The following is a 15,997-nucleotide window of genomic DNA, read 5'->3' as shown; positions in this document are numbered from 1 at the left end:
GTTAGGCTCATCGGTACGTGGACAGCGTGGTCCACACCACGACATGAAAGGACACAACAATGTTGCTTTTGAGTAGCCTTAACCTCCTGCTGGACGCCCGCCGGAGTGACGAGAACCGTCCGTATGGCAGCGGAAACGGCAAGGCCGGGTTCCCCAATGGACAGTTGAGCTCCACCGCCTGGGAAGGCTGGTGGCACGAGGACGCCGCATAGCGGGAGGGTCAGCTGCGGGCGCGCATGAAGTCCGCAACCGTCGGGGCCAATGACGCTCCGATGTCTTCGGCGCTCCGCTTCCTCCCGGCGATGGCAAAGGAGTGGTCTCCACCCTCGATCCACTCCACTACGGCGGATGCGCCGATCCGGGACACCACGCCCTCCAATAGGTCCGGAGTGGCAAAGGTGTCGCGGGAACCCTGCAGGAACAACATGGGAAGCGTCAGCCCGTAAAGGTGTTCGTCGCGGATTTTCTCCGGCTTGCCCGGCGGGTGCAGCGGATAGCCGAGGTAAACCAGCCCGGCGGTGTCCATGCCTTCCGCGACGGCCATCGACGCCATCCGCCCGCCGAACGACTTGCCGGCCGCCCAGATGGGTCCGCTCTCCCCGTGCTCCGCGCCCTGCCGCGCTGCCTCGTCCATTGCCGCACGCCAGGCCGCGATCGCGACCGGGGGCCGGTCCGGGAACTTCCGTCCCGCCTCCCGGTACGGAAAGTTGAACCGCAAGGTGGCCACGCCTTCGTCGTTGAGGGCGTCGGTGAACCCGCGCATGAACGGATGCTCCATGCCCGCGCCCGCTCCGTGGGCCAATACCAGCGTTGCAAACGGCTGCTCGGGACGGGCATAGGAAGCAGAAACCCCGACGTCGCCCACGGCGATGGTCATGGGGGACTCTGAGACGGTCATGGATCCATCATGCCGGAAGTCCGCTGGTTCCGACGCCGGGCCCGATGCAATGTGGTTTGCCAGCGGAAAGGCGGGGTGTAGCTTGTCCCCATGGCGAGCGAACAGACTACCCTTACCGTCCCCGGGCCCAACGGCGAGCGTGAGATGCGGATTTCCAGCCCCAGCAGGGTCCTCTGGCCCGGGCTGGGGCTGACCAAGCTAGACCTGGCGCGCTACATGGTGGACGTTGGGGAGGCCTTCATTGCCGCTAACGGCGACCGGCCGGTGGCACTGCAAAGGTACTCAGACAACGTCGACGGCGAGCAGTTCTTCTCGAAGAACCCGCCCAAGGGTACGCCGGAATTCATCCGGTCGGTGAAGGTGGTTTTTCCGAGCGCGCGCTCGCATCCCATGCTGGTGCTCGACGAGCCCGCGGCCGCGGTCTGGGCCGTGCAGATGAACACCGTGGTGTTCCACCCCTGGCCGTCGCGGACCGGGAATACGGACAACCCCGACCAGCTCCGGATCGACTTGGATCCCCAGCCGGGAACTGACTTCGACGACGCAGTTCCGGCCGCGCTGGCGCTGAAGGAGGTGCTGGCGGAGGCAGGCCTGGACTGTTTCATCAAGACATCGGGAAACCGTGGGCTCCACGTTTACGCACCGATCAAGCCCACGCATGAGTTCCTGGATGTCCGGCACGCGGTCATCGCTGCCGCCCGCGAGCTGGAACGGCGCATGCCCGACAAGGTCACTACGTCCTGGTGGAAGGAGGAGCGCGGCGAGAAGGTCTTCCTGGACTTCAACCAGGCGAACCGCGACCGGACCATCGCCGGTGCCTATAGTCCCCGCGCCCTGGCCCACGCGTCGGTTTCCTGCCCCATCACGTGGGAGGAACTGGAAAGCATCAATCCGAAGGACTTCACCATCCTCACTGTCCCGGACCGGCTGAAAACCGTTGGCGATCCTTGGGCGGACATTAACGCTAATCCGGGGACCATCGACACCCTTTTGGACTGGTGGGACCGTGATGTGAAGGCAGGACTCGGTGAGATGCCGTTCCCGCCCGACTATCCCAAGATGCCTGGCGAGCCTCCGCGTGTGCAGCCCAGCCGGGCGCGCAAGCAGGACTAAGGCGGGATTCTCTGGGATCAGGGGCCACGTTCGTTCCCGCGAGGTGGCACTTAACGGCAGCCCCGCCGTCGAACACTGCCGTTAAACGTCATCTCGCGGAAGGGAACCTATTCGAATCGGGAGGGGTCTCCGGTGCCGCGGCGTACCACCTCGGCAACGCCGCTGGAGAAATCCACCACCGTGGTGGGCTCGGACCCGCAGTCGCCGGAATCGATGACTGCGTCCACTTCGTGGTCCAGGCGTTCCTTGATCTCCCAGCCTTGGGTCAGCGGGTCCTCTTCGTCGGGAAGGAGCAATGTGCTGGAAAGGAGCGGCTCGCCCAGCTCCGCCAGCAGTGCCTGCACCACGCGGTTATCCGGGATCCGCACGCCCACAGTCTTCTTCTTGGGGTGCAGCAGCCGGCGCGGGACTTCCTTGGTGGCCGGCAGGATAAAGGTATAGCTGCCAGGGGTAACGGACTTGATGCTGCGAAAGACGTCGTTGCCGATGTTCACGAACTGGCCCAGCTGGGCGAAGTCCTTGCAGACAAGGGTGAAGTGGTGCTTGTCGTCGAGCTTGCGGATGGTCCGGATCCGGTCCAACGCGTCCTTGTTGCCCAACTGTGCGCCTAACGCGTAGCAGGAGTCCGTGGGGTAGGCGATCAGGCCGCCGTCGAGCACTATGCGGACGGCCTGCGTGATGGCGCGCGGCTGGGGATCCTGGGGATGAACGTCGAAGTATCTGGCCATGCCCATGAGCCTACGGCCCGGGTGGGAATAGCGCACTCGCGACTTGCCCTCTCAATCAGGCAAATCCTGGCCGACTTCTGAAATACTCGGAAGCCCCGGCTGAATGAGAACAACGAACTGTGGCTGAATCAGTAATCCTGGTAAATGGCCTCCCTGGATCCGCGGCGCCACAGGATTCATCCAGTCGGGATCAGTGCGGCGCGGGAGTGGGCCGAGTGGTCGGCATACGGCGCGCCATTGAGCATCGGCACCGTTGTCAGGGTGGATACGTCCTCGCCTGTCGATGCAGCCGCTGTAGTTGGCCTGCTGCCGTTCAGCTAGCCGCGGAGTTCCGATTCATCCCCGGATGCCTTCGCCTTTTCGGCTTGGCGTGTCGCGTCGATGATTCCATCACGGGTCGCAGCGCGAACCACGCCGTACAGGACATAAAAGAAAACGGCTGCGCCCACTGCGCACAGCACCAGAAAATTCAGCGGATTGGCGTCCATGCGTTCTTCCCCCAAGAAGCTATGTTGACCTGATTCGGACACTTCAAAGCTTATCGTCAGGTATCTCGGCGGTGAGAACGTAGCGGACAGCGAAAGTGCTTGACTGTCTCATGACACTAAATCGAAACCCGGTGGTTGATTCGTTCCTGGAGTCGCTGGATCACCCCTTCAAGCCGGCAATTGAGTCGCTCCGGCTGGCAGTCCTCAACGGCGATGACGCAATAACGGAGCACATCAAGTGGAAAGCACCGAGCTTCTGCTTCAACTCCGTGGACCGGGTTACATTCAACCTGCGCCCGCTGAATCACATTCAGCTCATTTTCCACCGGGGTGCAAAGACGAACGAGGACGTCTTCCATTTTGATGCGTCGAAGTGGAGAGGGCTGTTGGAAATTATCGCGCAAGACCGCGGCCAAGTGATTTTTCCCAGCGCGGAAGTAGCGGCAGCACGGCAGGAGGATTTCGTAAGGCTCGTACGTGAATGGGTTCGTGCCTAAGTGTTCGATGCTTCCAGTTTTCGGTCGTAGGCTGAATCGCACACATGATCGACAGGGAGGCAGACGTGGCTGATACGACGGTGGCCGAAACGACAGTGGACCAGGTGATGGCCGAGCTTGCCGCACTCGAGGACCCAAGGGCACGCGAGGTGAACGAGAAACGCGGCGACGATCACGGCGTGAACCTCAGCAAGCTGCGCGCTGTGGCGAAGCGGCTGAAGACCCAGCAGGAATTGGCGCGCCAGCTCTGGGAAACGAACGACACTGCGGCGAGGCTCCTGGCGCTATTGGTCTGCCGGCCCAAGGCGTTCGAGCGCGATGAGCTGGACGCCATGTTGCGCGAGGCGGGTACGCCCAAGGTGCACGACTGGCTCGTGAACTACGTAGTAAAGAAGAGCCCCCACTCCGAAGGCCTGCGTCAGTCGTGGTTCGCGGATCCGGATCCGGTGGTCGCCAGTGCCGGCTGGGCGCTGACTACTGAACGCGTGGCGAAGAGTCCTGAAGGTCTGGACCTCCCCGGCCTCCTCGACGTCATTGAGTCCGAAATGCGAGAGGCACCTGATCGTCTGCAGTGGGCGATGAACCATTGCCTGGCTCAGATCGGGATTGAGCACGCCGAGCTCCGCGCCCGCGCCCTGGACATCGGTGAGCGGCTCGAAGTGCTCAAGGATTACCCGACGCCGCCCAACTGCACTTCTCCGTTCGCGCCCATCTGGATCAACGAAATGGTGCGCCGGGCGGGGGAGAGCCGGGCCGGATAAACCGGTGGACGTCGTTCGGCAACGACACGGCCGCCGTCAAGCGTAGGGAGTGCGGAACAGCGTGACTCCCCATTCAGGGTTGTGGAGCACGATGCCAGCTTCCCTTGGAGCGAACACCAGCGGCCCTTGGAGGTACCTTGCCATCCGCTTCTGCTCCTCATCCCACGGGAAGTTGCAGGTGCCAATGGAGCTGTCCATGGACCCAGGCTCCGGCGTGATTGTCTGGCCGACAATGCTAACCCTCAGCGCATACGAAGCACAGGGGATCCGGACGGTCATCACTGTGCTTCCCCCAACGTTGGAGAACCGTACGGCGTAGTCGCCGGAGCTTATGCCCGGGCCAGACGGGACTGAGTCCGGCATCAGGGAGCCGGAAGTGAAGTACTGGCAGTGCAGCACTCCATTAGCAAGGGCTTCTTCCGGGCTTTGTTCCAAGCAGTCGTCAGCACCCTGACTTAAAGCCGCAGGAGGCGCCGGCGGAACTCGTGCGGGAGTCATGCCCGGCGACAACTCCGCGCCCGTCGAGGGTGCTTGAGCAATAGACGGCCTGGCGGCGGTGTGGTTGTGGGATGCTGCGCCCTGCGGAGGCGCGGACCCACAGGCTGCTGCGACGACGCCGATGGTGAGGCCCGCCGTCGACAGCAATATTCTCCTGCGCACCCCACGAAAAACGGTTCCCCCACGTGCGTCCATGGTTCGAACCCTACGTGCTCTAGGAAGCTACATCGAGCTTTTCGCCGGACGACCTTCGCAGCGTTCGCTGGATAGCATCCAACGAGAGGCCCAGTTCCTCGGCCAGGGAAGCCACGATCACGAAAGAAGGCGTCGCGATTCGACCCGTCTCGATTTTCCTGAGCGTCTCGGGGGATATTCCTGCTCCCAGAGCCACCTGGACAAGGGTCCGTTCTCCGCGTGCATGACGGAGCATCTCTCCGAGCAGCCTCCCGGCGCGGACATCTTCGGGGCTAAGAGGAACTCTGACCATCCTCCCAGCATAGTACCGTTATAATAATACCGGTTCTATATTGGAGGATTCGTTGATTGAGCTACTCACACCCCGGGAAATTGACCAAGCACGTCACTCGGGCCAATTCGTGGCAAAAACCTTGTCGGACTTGCGGCAGAGAATCGAGCCGGGGACCAATCTCCTGGACATCAACGAATGGGCAGCTTCGATGATCCGGAGCGCAGGAGCCCGTTCGTGTTATGTCGATTATGCCCCGGCGTTTGGGCGCGGGCCATTCGGAAAAGTCATCTGCACGTCCGTCAACGATGCCGTCCTGCATGGACTCCCTCATGACTACGTTTTAGTGGACGGGGACCTGCTCACGCTTGATTTCGCGGCAAGTGTCGATGGTTGGGTCACTGATTCCGCCATCAGCTTCGTTGTAGGGAGTTCTACCGCGCCCGGGGACCTGAAGATGATTGAAACCACGGAAAAAGCGCTTCTGGCTGGCATCCGGGCGGCCGAGTCCGGAGCCCGTATCGGAGATATCTCCCACGCAATTGGCGCAGTGCTCGAATCAGCGCATTTTGAGGTCAATACCGAATTTGGCGGACATGGTGTTGGAAGCACCATGCACCAGGATCCGCATATTCCGAATATCGGTACGCCTGGCCGTGGATACGTGTTGCGGCCTGGTCTGCTCTTGGCAATAGAGCCTTGGGTTATGGACGGCACCAGCAAGCTGGTGACAGCTCCCGACGGGTGGACCCTGTGCAGCTCCAATGGCCGTCGAACGGCGCATTCCGAGCACACGGTTGCCGTCACGGAATCCGGACCCGTTATTCTCACTCAACTGGCCTAGAGCGCTCCGAAGCCGTCGCAGCCCGTGAACTCAGGCCAGTGCAGCGATTTCTTCGACTGCTCGTGTCAGTGCTGCCATGCATCGAGTTCCGCCATGGCCCTCGTCCTCGATGACGATAAGCCGGCTGGACTCCCAGCGCCGGTGCAACTGCCATGCCGTGACGGCGGGGCCGCTGATGTCCCGCCTGCCGTGGATGAGGTAGCCGGGGATGCCATTGAGCTCGTGGATCCGCGGGATGATTTCCCGGCCTTCGACGAGGAATCCGTCCTTGGACCAGTAGTGCGTGACCAGGAGCGCGAAGGTCATCCGTTGGCGCTCGTCTTCGAACAGCAGGCCAGGAAGCCAGTTGGGATCCAGCGAAATGTGCGTTGATTCCCACCGGTCCCAAGACAGTGCAGCGAGCCGCGCGTCTGCGCGATCCTGGCCCGCCAGCCGACGAGCGTAAGCATCCACTATCCGTTCGCCGGGGGCCGCGTTGGCCGCTTCTGCGAACTCAGCCCATGCTTCGGGGAAGACGCGTCCGACGTCTTCTGTGATCCACTGGATCTCGTCCCTGCTGCTTGTTGTCACCGCTACCAAAGCGATGCCGAGAACCCGCGCGGGGTACTCCAGGGCATAGGCGAGGGCAAGCGTGCTACCCCAGGAAACGCCGGTCACGATCCATTTCTGTACACCCAAGTGTTCTCTCACAGCCTCGATGTCTTCGATCAAGGCTTGCGTCGTGTTCTCGGGCAGGTGGTCAAGGTCGTCCTGGACGACGGGAGTGCTCTTGCCGCAACCGCGTTGGTCAAGACCGATAGTGCGGAACCCGCCGGGGTCGTGGCGTTTACGGTACCCGCCCCGACCAAGGGAACCGCCAGGGCCTCCATGAAGGTAAAGGACCGCAATCCCGTCGGGATCTCCGGTGGCTTCCCAGTAGATTTCGGCATGGGGCACGGTCACCCAGCCGCTTTTTGCCTGGAATTTCTCGTCGGTCACCTGATTCACAGTATTCGACGTCGTGCCGTTCCGGTTGTTTACCGGGTTCGGGAAGAGCGATCCCTTACCGGCGGATCGCACCAATGGCTGCATGCGGCATCCTGCAGTAGCCGGCTCATCTGGTCTAAAGAGTGCGGTAGCTCCGCCGGAACCAGGTGAATCAGCGAATACCAGGCGAGCACGCCACTCAGGCCCCCGTCCGCCACGTCCAGGGCACGAACTGAGGAGTCCCGGAACAGTACCTCGGGGAAGCGGAGGCGGGCGATCTATATGAAGTCGGGAACGAAATCTACCCCGGAGATGTCGACCCGCCGTTTGTGAATACCCGGCACAGTCCCCATGTCCGCACCAAGTGATCCGGCCGCCGTCGGACGTCTTCAGCCCACATGCACCCACGGCCGCTTGGTGACATCCGGTTCGGCCTCCCGCAGGATCTCCCGTGTCACGGGAGCGATCTCACCCTCGCCCAGCACCAGGAAGCGCAGGAGGTTCACGGCGGGGTTGCCTTCGGTCCAGCGGAAGTACACGTGCGGCATCAGGCCAGTCACGTCCCGGATATGGAGGAGCACCGAGGCGATGGTGTTGGGTACTACCGGTCCGTGCACCTCCAGCACGGCGAAACCATGCCGCACTACGCCCCGGACTTCCAGCGCCGTTTCGAAGTCGGAGGAATCATCCACGGTGACTTCCAGGAACAGGGGCCGGTAGTCCGAAGGGAAGTGGCTGGCTTCGGTGGCGGACGCGAGCTTCTGCCGGTAGGCCTCCGCGGACTGGCGGAGCGGTTCGTGGGCGATAATGCCGATGGGCCCCGACAGGTTCTCCGCCATGAACTCCAGCGCCTGCGTGTCCAACCGGACATGAGTGGCGTGCAGTTCGAAGGAACGCAACACCCTGGACAGCAGCGAAATGCTCACGATCCCCAGGATGAAAAACCCCGCAATCCTGATCCCCTCGGGCCGCTCAAAGATGTTGGTGACCGTGGTGTAGACAAAAAGCACGGCAATCACACCGAACCCGATGGCCCGCTTTCGCTGCTGCAGGCGGCGCGCCGAGAGCGTTACGGCCACCGCCGCCGAAGTCATCAGCACCAGGACGCCGGTGGCGTACGCACCGCCCTGGGCATCGACGTCGGCCTCAAACAGCCAGGTGATGAGGAACCCGGTGAGAGTGAAGACGAGCACCAGTGGGCGGACGGCCTTGGCCCATTCGGGGGCCATGCCGTACCGCGGCAAGTATCGGGGAACTAGGTTCAGCAGCCCCGCCATTGCGGATGCCCCTGCGAACCAGAGAATGGCGATGGTGCTGAGGTCATACACGGTTCCGAACCCGTCTCCCAGGTATTCGTGCGCCAGGAACGCCAACGCCCTTCCGTTCGCTTCCCCGCCAGGCTGGAACTCATGCCCCGGGATCAGGACCACCGTCGTAAAACTGCTCGCCACCAGGAAGGTACTCATGATTATTGCGGCGGCGGTCAGCATCTTCCGTGTCCCCTGGATCCGTCCGGCCGGGTTCCCGTCGGTATCACCGGCGCCACCGCGCACCTGCGGCATCACCGCCACACCTGTTTCGAAGCCGGACAGTCCCAGGGCCAGTTTGGGGAAGACCAGCAAGGCCATGGCCACAGCCATGAGCGGATTGCCGTGCGAAGTGTTGAGGGTCTGCCACCAGTCACCGACAGCAACCGGATGGGCCGCCGCCTCGCGGAGGGACGTGGCGATGACCACCACATTGAGCCCCAGGTACAGGACCACCAGTACGACGGCGACGCCGATGGCCTCCTTGAACCCGCGAAGGAAGACAGCGGCGAGCAACGCAAGCAGCACCAGCGTCACTGCCACCTCCTGGCCGTGCAGGAACTCTGGAGCAAACGGGTTTTCGATCAGGTGCGCGGTGGCATCGGCAGCGGAGAGGGTCATGGTGATCATGAAGTCCGTCGCGGCAAAACCGAGCAGCACCAGCACCAGCAGCTTTCCGCCCCACCGGGGCAGCAGCCGTTCCAGCATCGCGATGGACCCCTCACCGCGGGGGCTCTCTCCCGCCACCCTCCGATAAACCGGCAGGGCCCCCAGCAAGGTCACAGCAACCAGGACCAGCGTGGCCAGGGGAGAGATGGCACCGGCCGCCAGTGCCGCGATGGCCGGCTGGTACCCGAGGGTAGAGAAGTAGTCCACGCCCGTCAGGCACATCACCTGCCACCAGTGGTGCTTCTTCTCCTCATCCGCCGCGACGCCACCTGGGCCCTGGTGTGCGCCCTTGGAGTCCTGCAGTCCGAACAGCAGCCAGCTGCCAAGGGCCGCCTTCCGCGTCGGGCGGAGGGCCGACGGGTCGGCCGGGGGCCTGCTCATGGTGGTCATGTAAGCCTTTCAGTCCGCAGCACGGCGCCGCGGGCACAGCCGAATCTAGTACCGGCCAGAGCCACGGGACCCGGATTCCCCAGCATCTTGACGCATCCTTAACACCGCTATGACCAACACCACAGCGCGTGCGGCCGGACGGTGAAGGCGTGCAGGATCCTGGTGGGAGAATGGCCGCATGGCACGGGAACGGATAGTCATTGGCCTCAACGGCAGCGACGATGCAGAACTGCTCGTCCGCCGCGCCGCCAGGATCCTGGAAAGGAGCGACGGCGGCGAACTGGTGGCCGTCCACGTCCGCACCGCAGAGGATGCGCCGGGAGAATCGCCGCAGGCGCTGGAGGCCCAGCGGCGGCTGGTCGTCGAACTGGGCGGAAGCTACCACACGCTCTCGGCACCTGACCCGGCATCGGCCCTGCTCGACTACGCCCGCAAGTCCGATGCAACCCACATCGTGGTCGGCCAGTCCCGCCGCAGGCCGTTGGCCGGCCAGCTGTCCGGGCTCCTGTCCGGCGGCAGCGTGGAAACCAGGGTGGTCCGCGGCGCGGGGGACATTGACGTCCAGGTAGTGCCCCGCTCCGCGCCCGTGCACGCCCCACGGCGCAGGACGCCCACCCTTGGCCGGGCCAGGGCCGGCGCCGGCTTTGCGCTCGCAGCTGCCCTTCCGGTCCTGTTGCAGGTGCTGCTGGCCGCGTTTGACCACAGCGTTGCCACCGCCGTCCTGATCCAGCTTGCGGGCGCCGTCGCGGTGGCGCTGGTGGGCGGTTTGTGGCCCGCCGTCGTCGGCGCGCTGTGGAGCAGCGTGCTCGTGAACTATTTTTCGACGCCGCCGATGGGGGATCTCGCCATCAGTGATCCGCAGGACTTCCTCTCCCTGGGCATCTTTGTCGGCGTGTCCGTGGCTGTCGCCGGTGTGGTGGACAGATCCGCCCGCCGGTCCAAGGAAGCCGCCCGGGCCCAGGCCGAGGCCGCCACGCTGGGTGATCTCGCCTTGGGCGCCTCCCGCTCGGAGGACACCCTGGAAGGCCTGCTGGCAGAAGCCCTGGACGTTTTCAGTGCAACCGGCGCCGGCGTGTTCAGCAGCCACGCCGGGAAAGCGGAAGGCGCTGGACCGGCGTCGGAACTTTCAAGGGGCGGGGGCCCGGACGCTGACGGCCGGGTATGGCGGTTGGTGGCCGGTGCCGGGGACACGGCCGGGTGGGAGCCGGGTGTTGCCGGCGCGCCGGGCAGCACTGCAGAGCCGGTCGACGCCGATACCCGGCTCGTGCTTTTCGGCCGGCAGGTGCCGGCGTCGGAAAGCAGGCTGCTGGGTGCCTTTGCGGTCCATGTCAAAGCCCAGCTGGAGCGCCGCCAGTTGGCCGTAAGTCGCCGCGAGGTGATGCGCCTGGCCGAAGGGAACACCATGCGCACTGCCATCCTGCGGGCTGTTTCCCACGATCTGCGGACGCCCCTGGCCGGAATCAAGCTCGCCGCAGGTGGACTGCTGCAACGGACAGTCACTTATACCGCTGCTGAGGAGAGGGAGTTGCTGGAAACCATCGATGAGTGCACCGACCGGCTGGACCAGCTAGTTGATAACTTGCTGGATATGTCAAGGATTACCGCCGATTCGGTGATGCCCACGCTTGGGCCGGTTCGGTGGAGCGACGTTGTTTCCCCGGCCCTCCGTGGGCTGCCGGAGGGAACCGTCCGGGTTGAGCTGCCGGCCAACATGCCTGCCGTGGAAGCCGATCCGGTGCTGCTGGAACGCGTCATCGCCAACATCGTCGAAAACGCCGTCAAGTACGCGCCCGGATCCGGTATCACCATCACCGGCGCTTCTGACGGAATGGGTGCAGACACCCTGGATGGCTATCCCTCCGGTGAGTTGCGGATCATCGACCACGGCGTCGGCATACCCGCCCAAAAAGTGCTGGATATGTTCCGGCCGTTCCAGCGGCTCCACGACCTTCCCCAATCCACGGGCGTGGGCCTGGGCCTGGCCGTCGCGGACGGATTCATCAAGGCCATGGGCGGCACGCTGAGCGCACAGGAGACTGCCGGCGGGGGATTGACTATGGTCATCACGTTGGCTCTTTCCACCGGCGAAGCGGGCGCGCGCCATGCTGCAGGCCAGCCGCGGCAGGATGCCACGTGAACGCGGCCCAGACACACTCTTCCGGCACGCATCGGGGCCAACGGACCAGCGTCCTCGTGGTGGACGACGACCCCCACCTGCTGAAGGCGCTCCGGATCACGCTCCAGGCCCATGGTTATGCCGTGGATACAGCGGCCGACGGCGGCAGCGCCTTGCGTGCCGCATCGCACCGGCCGCCGGACCTGATGGTTTTGGACCTCGGGCTGCCGGACCTGGACGGAGCGGAGGTACTCCGGGAACTCCGCCGCTGGAGCAGCCTGCCGGTGCTGGTGCTGTCCGCCCGCCATGGCTCTTCGGATAAAGTGGACGCCCTCGACGCCGGCGCGGATGACTACATCACCAAACCCTTCGGTCTGGACGAACTCCTCGCCCGGCTGCGCGCGCTGCTCCGCCGTGTCCCCGAGCCCGAATCGGCACCCACCGTGGCGGCCTCTTCCTTCACTGTGGACCTTGCCCAGCGGCGCGTCACCAGGGATGGCGACGCTGTGCGGCTGACACCCACCGAATGGAGCATCCTGGAGTTGCTGGTCCGGAACCCGGCCCGGCTGGTAACTCAGCAGCAGCTCCTGCTGGACGTCTGGGGGCCTGCTTACCAGAAGGAAGCAAACTACCTGCGCGTGTACATGGCGCAGCTTCGCCGGAAGCTGGAGACCGACCCCGGAAACCCGCGCCACCTGCTCACCGAACCCGGCGTGGGGTACCGGTTCGTGCCTTGAGCCACGCCGTCGGCCAACAGGGAAACCGGCGGCCAGGGAACCCTATGAAGCCGGGTGGAATTGGGGCAGTATGTTGACTGTTCCTTTCCGATTCCGTTCCGTACCGCAAGGAGATTTGTCCATGCCAACGACGCTCAACCCCTACCTTGGATTCCGCGACAACGCCCGGGAGGCGATGACCTTTTACCAGTCCGTGTTCGGCGGCGACCTTGCCCTGAGCACGTTCGGCGAATTCCAGGCCAGCGAAGATCCGGCAGAGGCCGACAAAATCATGCATGGCATGCTGACCACCGATAAGGGCCTGGTACTGATGGGGGCAGACACCCCCAACGGCATGGACCTCGCGCAGGGCAGCTCCATCTCGGTTTCCCTCAGCGGCGATGACGAAGCAGAGCTCCGCGGCTACTGGGACAAGCTGTCCGGCGACGGCGGCTCTGTGACCGTTCCGCTGGAACCGGCACCTTGGGGCGACATCTTCGGCATGTGCACGGACAAATTCGGTACCGCCTGGTTGGTAAACGTCAATAACCCCCTGGCGGCTCCCGCGTCCTAGGCAGGCCCGAAGCCATAGTCCTTGAGCAGCTGCCTCGCGCGGTGCGACGATAGAAGCGTGCAGCCCATCCTGGATTTTATGGCCCATTACTGGTGGCTGGTCTTTCCGCTCAGTGGTGTCATGGGCGGTTGGGCCAAGGCGTGGCAGAACTCCACCGAGCGCAGGCACCAGCGCCGGGTGGAGCTCTACAAGCTGAGGAATCTGACGCTGCAGGCAGAGCAGGTAGCCGAGACCGAAGTGGCCATGCTGATGGCCAGCCACGACGCCGTGAACAAACGCTGGCTGGACTACGAGCTCGATGTAGGCAAGCTGATCGATTTTCCCTTGATGACTGATGTCCGCGAACCCCTGACCGTGGCGTTCCTGCGGGCGAAACGCGAAGCCGACGGGCTTCGGCCTGCCGCGGCTAAAGAACTCACGATGCCCTCCCGGCTCGAGGCGTACCGCTCGGCCGTCAACGGCTATGAAGTAGCTTTTTCCGTAGCCGAACGCGAGGCCAGGCGCATCAAGGATTCGAACTTTTCAGGCCCTGAGCGTGAACGGCTGGCTACAGCCAGGAAGCTGCTTCGTCTCGCGGAAGACAGCGCAGCCACGCCGGCAGAGCGTCAGGCAGCGTACAAGCGGGCTCGCCGCGAACTGGACGGTCTGATTGTCCTTCCCGACGCCACGGTGACAGCTCTCGAGGAGAAAGTGGCGCCCATGCTGGACTCCGGCCACGCCCCGGACTACCCACAACGCTAGAGCTGCGGTGCGGCTGTGCGGAACGTCACCCTCTACTTGGATGTGGACGGAGTCATCTGCCCTTTCGGCCCCGCCGGCAGGAGCGAATGGGGCAGCGAATGGTGCCAGGCGGATGCCGGTTTGCTGCCCGTGGCCTATGCACAGGAACTGGTGGACGGGCTCAATGACCTCGCCGCGAGGCCGGACGTTGCGTGCATTTGGCTTACCAGCTGGGAGGAGATGGCGCCGGAATACCTGTGCCCCGCCATTGGACTGGACGGCGGCCGATGGCCATACCTGACCGCTGACGGTGGCAATACGGGGGAGCGGTGGTGGAAGCTTGCGGCTCTCCAGGCGGACCTGGAACGTAGTAGCCCGGACCGCATTGTCTGGATCGACGACCAGCTCCGGTTCGAGAAAGAGGCACAGCAATGGGCCCGGTTCCTCGGCGCTCGGATCCTCCTGGTCTCGCCCGATCCACGGCTGGGAATTTCGCCCGCGGAACTCGAATCCGTCAGCTCCTTTTTGATACCGCCGCTGTTTTGACCTGATGCCCGGTACGCGTACGATCGATAAGGTTTCACGCCGGTTGTGTTAACGCCACAGGTCATTCCACGCGAACAGCTGGTGAATTATGCTGTGCAAGGCAGCCGGGGGAAAGAAACTGCTGAACGTCGACTCTGCAGATTGGGCAACAGGTGGATATCACCTTCATGGTGGCGCTGGTCATCGCACTGGCACTATTTTTCGACTTCACGAACGGCTTCCATGACACCGCGAATGCGATGGCCACGCCTATCGCCACAGGTGCCATCAAGCCAAAAACGGCGGTGACACTCGCCGCTGTCCTGAACCTCGTGGGCGCATTCCTGTCAACGGAGGTCGCCAAGACAGTTTCCGGCGGCATCATCAGGGAAGGCTCCGACGGCGTCCAGATCACCCCGGACATCATCTTCGCCGGCCTGATGGGCGCCATCCTGTGGAACATGATCACCTGGCTCAAAGGCCTGCCGTCCAGTTCGTCCCATGCACTGTTCGGCGGACTGATCGGCGCGGCCATCGCGGGGATCGGGTTCAACTCCGTCAATCTGGAGACACTCCTGCAGAAGGTCATCCTGCCGGCCATCTTCGCCCCCCTCATCGCTGGGATTGTGGCCTACATCTGCACCAGGCTCGCCTATGCCCTGACCGCCCGCCACGACCCCGAAACGGGCAGCAAGCTCACGCAGAAGCGCGGCGGATTCCGCACCGGCCAGATCTTTACCTCCAGCCTGGTGGCACTGGCGCACGGCACCAATGACGCGCAGAAGACCATGGGCATCATCACCCTGGTCCTGATTGCCGCAGGAACCCAGGCGCCAGGCTCCGGCCCGCAGTTCTGGGTCATCGCCGCATGCGCCATTGCGATTGCCGTAGGCACCTATGCAGGCGGCTGGCGCATCATCCGCACCATGGGCTCCGGACTCACCGAGGTTAAGCCCGCCCAGGGTTTCGCGGCCGAGACCAGCACCGCTTCGGCCATCCTGGCCTCCTCCCACCTGGGCTTCGCCCTTTCCACAACGCAGGTTGCGTCCGGATCGGTCATCGGCTCCGGCATGGGACGCAAGGGCACCACCGTCCGCTGGAACATGGTGGGCAAGATCGCCCTGGGCTGGCTGTTCACACTCCCGGCCGCGGGCATTGTGGGTGCCTTGACGGCATTGCTCGTCAAGACCGGCGTGGTGGGTGTACTGATTGCCGCCGTAGCTGGTACGGCTGCCGTGCTGTTTATGTTCTTCTACTCCCGTAAGTCCCACGTTGGCCACCACAACGCCGTGGAGGTCGAGGAAGCCGGGCAGGCCGTCCGCTTCGCCAAGAAGAAAGCCCTCGTGCGGGCCCGCGCCCGCACCAAGGACAAGACCGCAGCTGAAGCCCCAGCCGAAGCGTCTGAGCAGAAGGATACGCAGCGATGAAGTGGTTGGAACTCCTGACCGTAGGCGGCGCCACCTTGGTGGCTGCCGTGACCGTAGTAGTCCTGTACTCGCTTGGCGTCCGGCTGACCGCCATCGCCGGTGATGCCCAGCAGGCCTCGCCGCGCGCCAAACGCTCCCTCGCGTATATCTGTTTCGGCCTCTGCGGTGTTGCCGTGCTGTTTGGTCTGTACCTGATCATCCCGTACTTCAGCAAGTAGTTTTTCTGGCGGATAGGCTCCGGCGGGGGAATAGCTAAGACTGTTGCGACGAGCCCGGACTGCGGGTGGAGTATGG

Annotated in this window: 19 protein-coding genes; 12 read left to right on the top strand and 7 right to left on the bottom strand. The window is 63.8% G+C overall.

Annotated elements, in window-relative coordinates:
* The first annotated feature begins 59 nt into the window (after positions 1-59).
* Complete coding sequence (locus ACLKOZ_RS07990; protein WP_436474123.1) at positions 60-212, top strand: hypothetical protein; 153 nt, start codon at positions 60-62, stop codon at positions 210-212.
* Between the two features lie 8 nt (positions 213-220).
* Here the strand turns inward: ACLKOZ_RS07990 and ACLKOZ_RS07985 are convergent, their stop codons facing one another.
* On the bottom strand, positions 221-898 hold the full coding sequence (locus ACLKOZ_RS07985) for an alpha/beta hydrolase family protein (RefSeq protein ID WP_436474121.1): 678 nt from the start codon (positions 896-898) through the stop codon (positions 221-223).
* 90 nt (positions 899-988) lie between these two features.
* Between ACLKOZ_RS07985 and ligD the strand changes: the two genes are divergently transcribed.
* Positions 989-2,011, top strand: coding sequence for a non-homologous end-joining DNA ligase (ligD, locus tag ACLKOZ_RS07980; RefSeq protein ID WP_436474119.1), 1,023 nt, complete (start codon positions 989-991; stop codon positions 2,009-2,011).
* Between the two features lie 107 nt (positions 2,012-2,118).
* On the opposite strand, the gene ACLKOZ_RS07975 is transcribed toward ligD, so the two are convergent.
* Positions 2,119-2,739 (bottom strand): L-threonylcarbamoyladenylate synthase, encoded by a 621-nt coding sequence (locus tag ACLKOZ_RS07975; RefSeq protein ID WP_337347266.1) that lies wholly within the window; start codon positions 2,737-2,739, stop codon positions 2,119-2,121.
* A 317-nt stretch (positions 2,740-3,056) separates the two neighbouring features.
* Positions 3,057-3,227: a hypothetical protein gene (locus tag ACLKOZ_RS07970; protein WP_436474117.1), complete on the bottom strand. Its 171-nt coding sequence runs from the start codon at positions 3,225-3,227 to the stop codon at positions 3,057-3,059.
* A gap of 131 nt (positions 3,228-3,358) precedes the next feature.
* Between ACLKOZ_RS07970 and ACLKOZ_RS07965 the strand changes: the two genes are divergently transcribed.
* Complete coding sequence (locus ACLKOZ_RS07965) at positions 3,359-3,724, top strand: DUF1801 domain-containing protein (protein ID WP_436474115.1); 366 nt, start codon at positions 3,359-3,361, stop codon at positions 3,722-3,724.
* Positions 3,725-3,831: 107 nt separating this feature from the next.
* Positions 3,832-4,485, top strand: coding sequence for a DNA alkylation repair protein (locus ACLKOZ_RS07960; RefSeq protein WP_436474275.1), 654 nt, complete (start codon positions 3,832-3,834; stop codon positions 4,483-4,485).
* A 36-nt stretch (positions 4,486-4,521) separates the two neighbouring features.
* Here the strand turns inward: ACLKOZ_RS07960 and ACLKOZ_RS07955 are convergent, their stop codons facing one another.
* Both ACLKOZ_RS07955 and ACLKOZ_RS07950 read right to left on the bottom strand, forming a co-directional pair.
* Entirely contained in the window at positions 4,522-4,683 is a 162-nt protein-coding gene (locus ACLKOZ_RS07955) for a hypothetical protein (protein ID WP_436474113.1), read from the bottom strand.
* Positions 4,684-5,197: 514 nt separating this feature from the next.
* The gene (locus ACLKOZ_RS07950) at positions 5,198-5,470 is read right to left on the bottom strand and encodes a helix-turn-helix domain-containing protein (protein ID WP_337347271.1); all 273 of its coding nucleotides are present in this window, start codon (positions 5,468-5,470) and stop codon (positions 5,198-5,200) included.
* 52 nt (positions 5,471-5,522) lie between these two features.
* Between ACLKOZ_RS07950 and map the strand changes: the two genes are divergently transcribed.
* Complete coding sequence (gene map, locus ACLKOZ_RS07945; RefSeq protein WP_436474273.1) at positions 5,523-6,293, top strand: type I methionyl aminopeptidase; 771 nt, start codon at positions 5,523-5,525, stop codon at positions 6,291-6,293.
* A 30-nt stretch (positions 6,294-6,323) separates the two neighbouring features.
* Here map and ACLKOZ_RS07940 read toward each other — a convergent pair whose 3' ends face one another.
* Both ACLKOZ_RS07940 and ACLKOZ_RS07935 read right to left on the bottom strand, forming a co-directional pair.
* A complete protein-coding gene (locus ACLKOZ_RS07940) occupies positions 6,324-7,271 on the bottom strand; it encodes an alpha/beta fold hydrolase (protein WP_436474111.1) in 948 nt (315 codons plus the stop codon).
* Positions 7,272-7,648: 377 nt separating this feature from the next.
* Positions 7,649-9,625 (bottom strand): amino acid transporter, encoded by a 1,977-nt coding sequence (locus ACLKOZ_RS07935; protein WP_436474109.1) that lies wholly within the window; start codon positions 9,623-9,625, stop codon positions 7,649-7,651.
* Between the two features lie 178 nt (positions 9,626-9,803).
* Between ACLKOZ_RS07935 and ACLKOZ_RS07930 the strand changes: the two genes are divergently transcribed.
* The 7 genes from ACLKOZ_RS07930 to ACLKOZ_RS07900 all read left to right on the top strand — a co-directional run bounded on the left by ACLKOZ_RS07930 (position 9,804) and on the right by ACLKOZ_RS07900 (position 15,921).
* Positions 9,804-11,762, top strand: a complete 1,959-nt coding sequence (locus ACLKOZ_RS07930; RefSeq protein WP_436474107.1) for a DUF4118 domain-containing protein — start codon at positions 9,804-9,806, stop codon at positions 11,760-11,762.
* Positions 11,759-12,478, top strand: coding sequence for a response regulator (locus tag ACLKOZ_RS07925; protein WP_436474105.1), 720 nt, complete (start codon positions 11,759-11,761; stop codon positions 12,476-12,478). The genes ACLKOZ_RS07930 and ACLKOZ_RS07925 overlap by 4 nt, the downstream gene beginning before the upstream one ends.
* A 121-nt stretch (positions 12,479-12,599) precedes the next feature.
* On the top strand, positions 12,600-13,031 hold the full coding sequence (locus ACLKOZ_RS07920; RefSeq protein ID WP_337352502.1) for a VOC family protein: 432 nt from the start codon (positions 12,600-12,602) through the stop codon (positions 13,029-13,031).
* 57 nt (positions 13,032-13,088) lie between these two features.
* Positions 13,089-13,772 (top strand): hypothetical protein, encoded by a 684-nt coding sequence (locus tag ACLKOZ_RS07915; protein WP_436474102.1) that lies wholly within the window; start codon positions 13,089-13,091, stop codon positions 13,770-13,772.
* Between the two features lie 15 nt (positions 13,773-13,787).
* A complete protein-coding gene (locus tag ACLKOZ_RS07910; protein ID WP_436474100.1) occupies positions 13,788-14,297 on the top strand; it encodes an HAD domain-containing protein in 510 nt (169 codons plus the stop codon).
* A gap of 152 nt (positions 14,298-14,449) precedes the next feature.
* Complete coding sequence (locus ACLKOZ_RS07905) at positions 14,450-15,703, top strand: anion permease (protein ID WP_436474099.1); 1,254 nt, start codon at positions 14,450-14,452, stop codon at positions 15,701-15,703.
* Positions 15,700-15,921, top strand: coding sequence for a hypothetical protein (locus tag ACLKOZ_RS07900; protein ID WP_436474098.1), 222 nt, complete (start codon positions 15,700-15,702; stop codon positions 15,919-15,921). Before ACLKOZ_RS07905 ends, ACLKOZ_RS07900 begins: the two co-directional genes overlap by 4 nt.
* The last annotated feature ends 76 nt before the right edge of the window (positions 15,922-15,997 follow it).

It is taken from the genome of Arthrobacter sp. R4, from assembly GCF_051365025.1.
Lineage (GTDB): Bacteria > Actinomycetota > Actinomycetes > Actinomycetales > Micrococcaceae > Arthrobacter.
The sequence above is the reverse complement of the archived record's forward strand: the minus strand, read 5'-3'. Positions and strand labels throughout refer to the sequence as shown.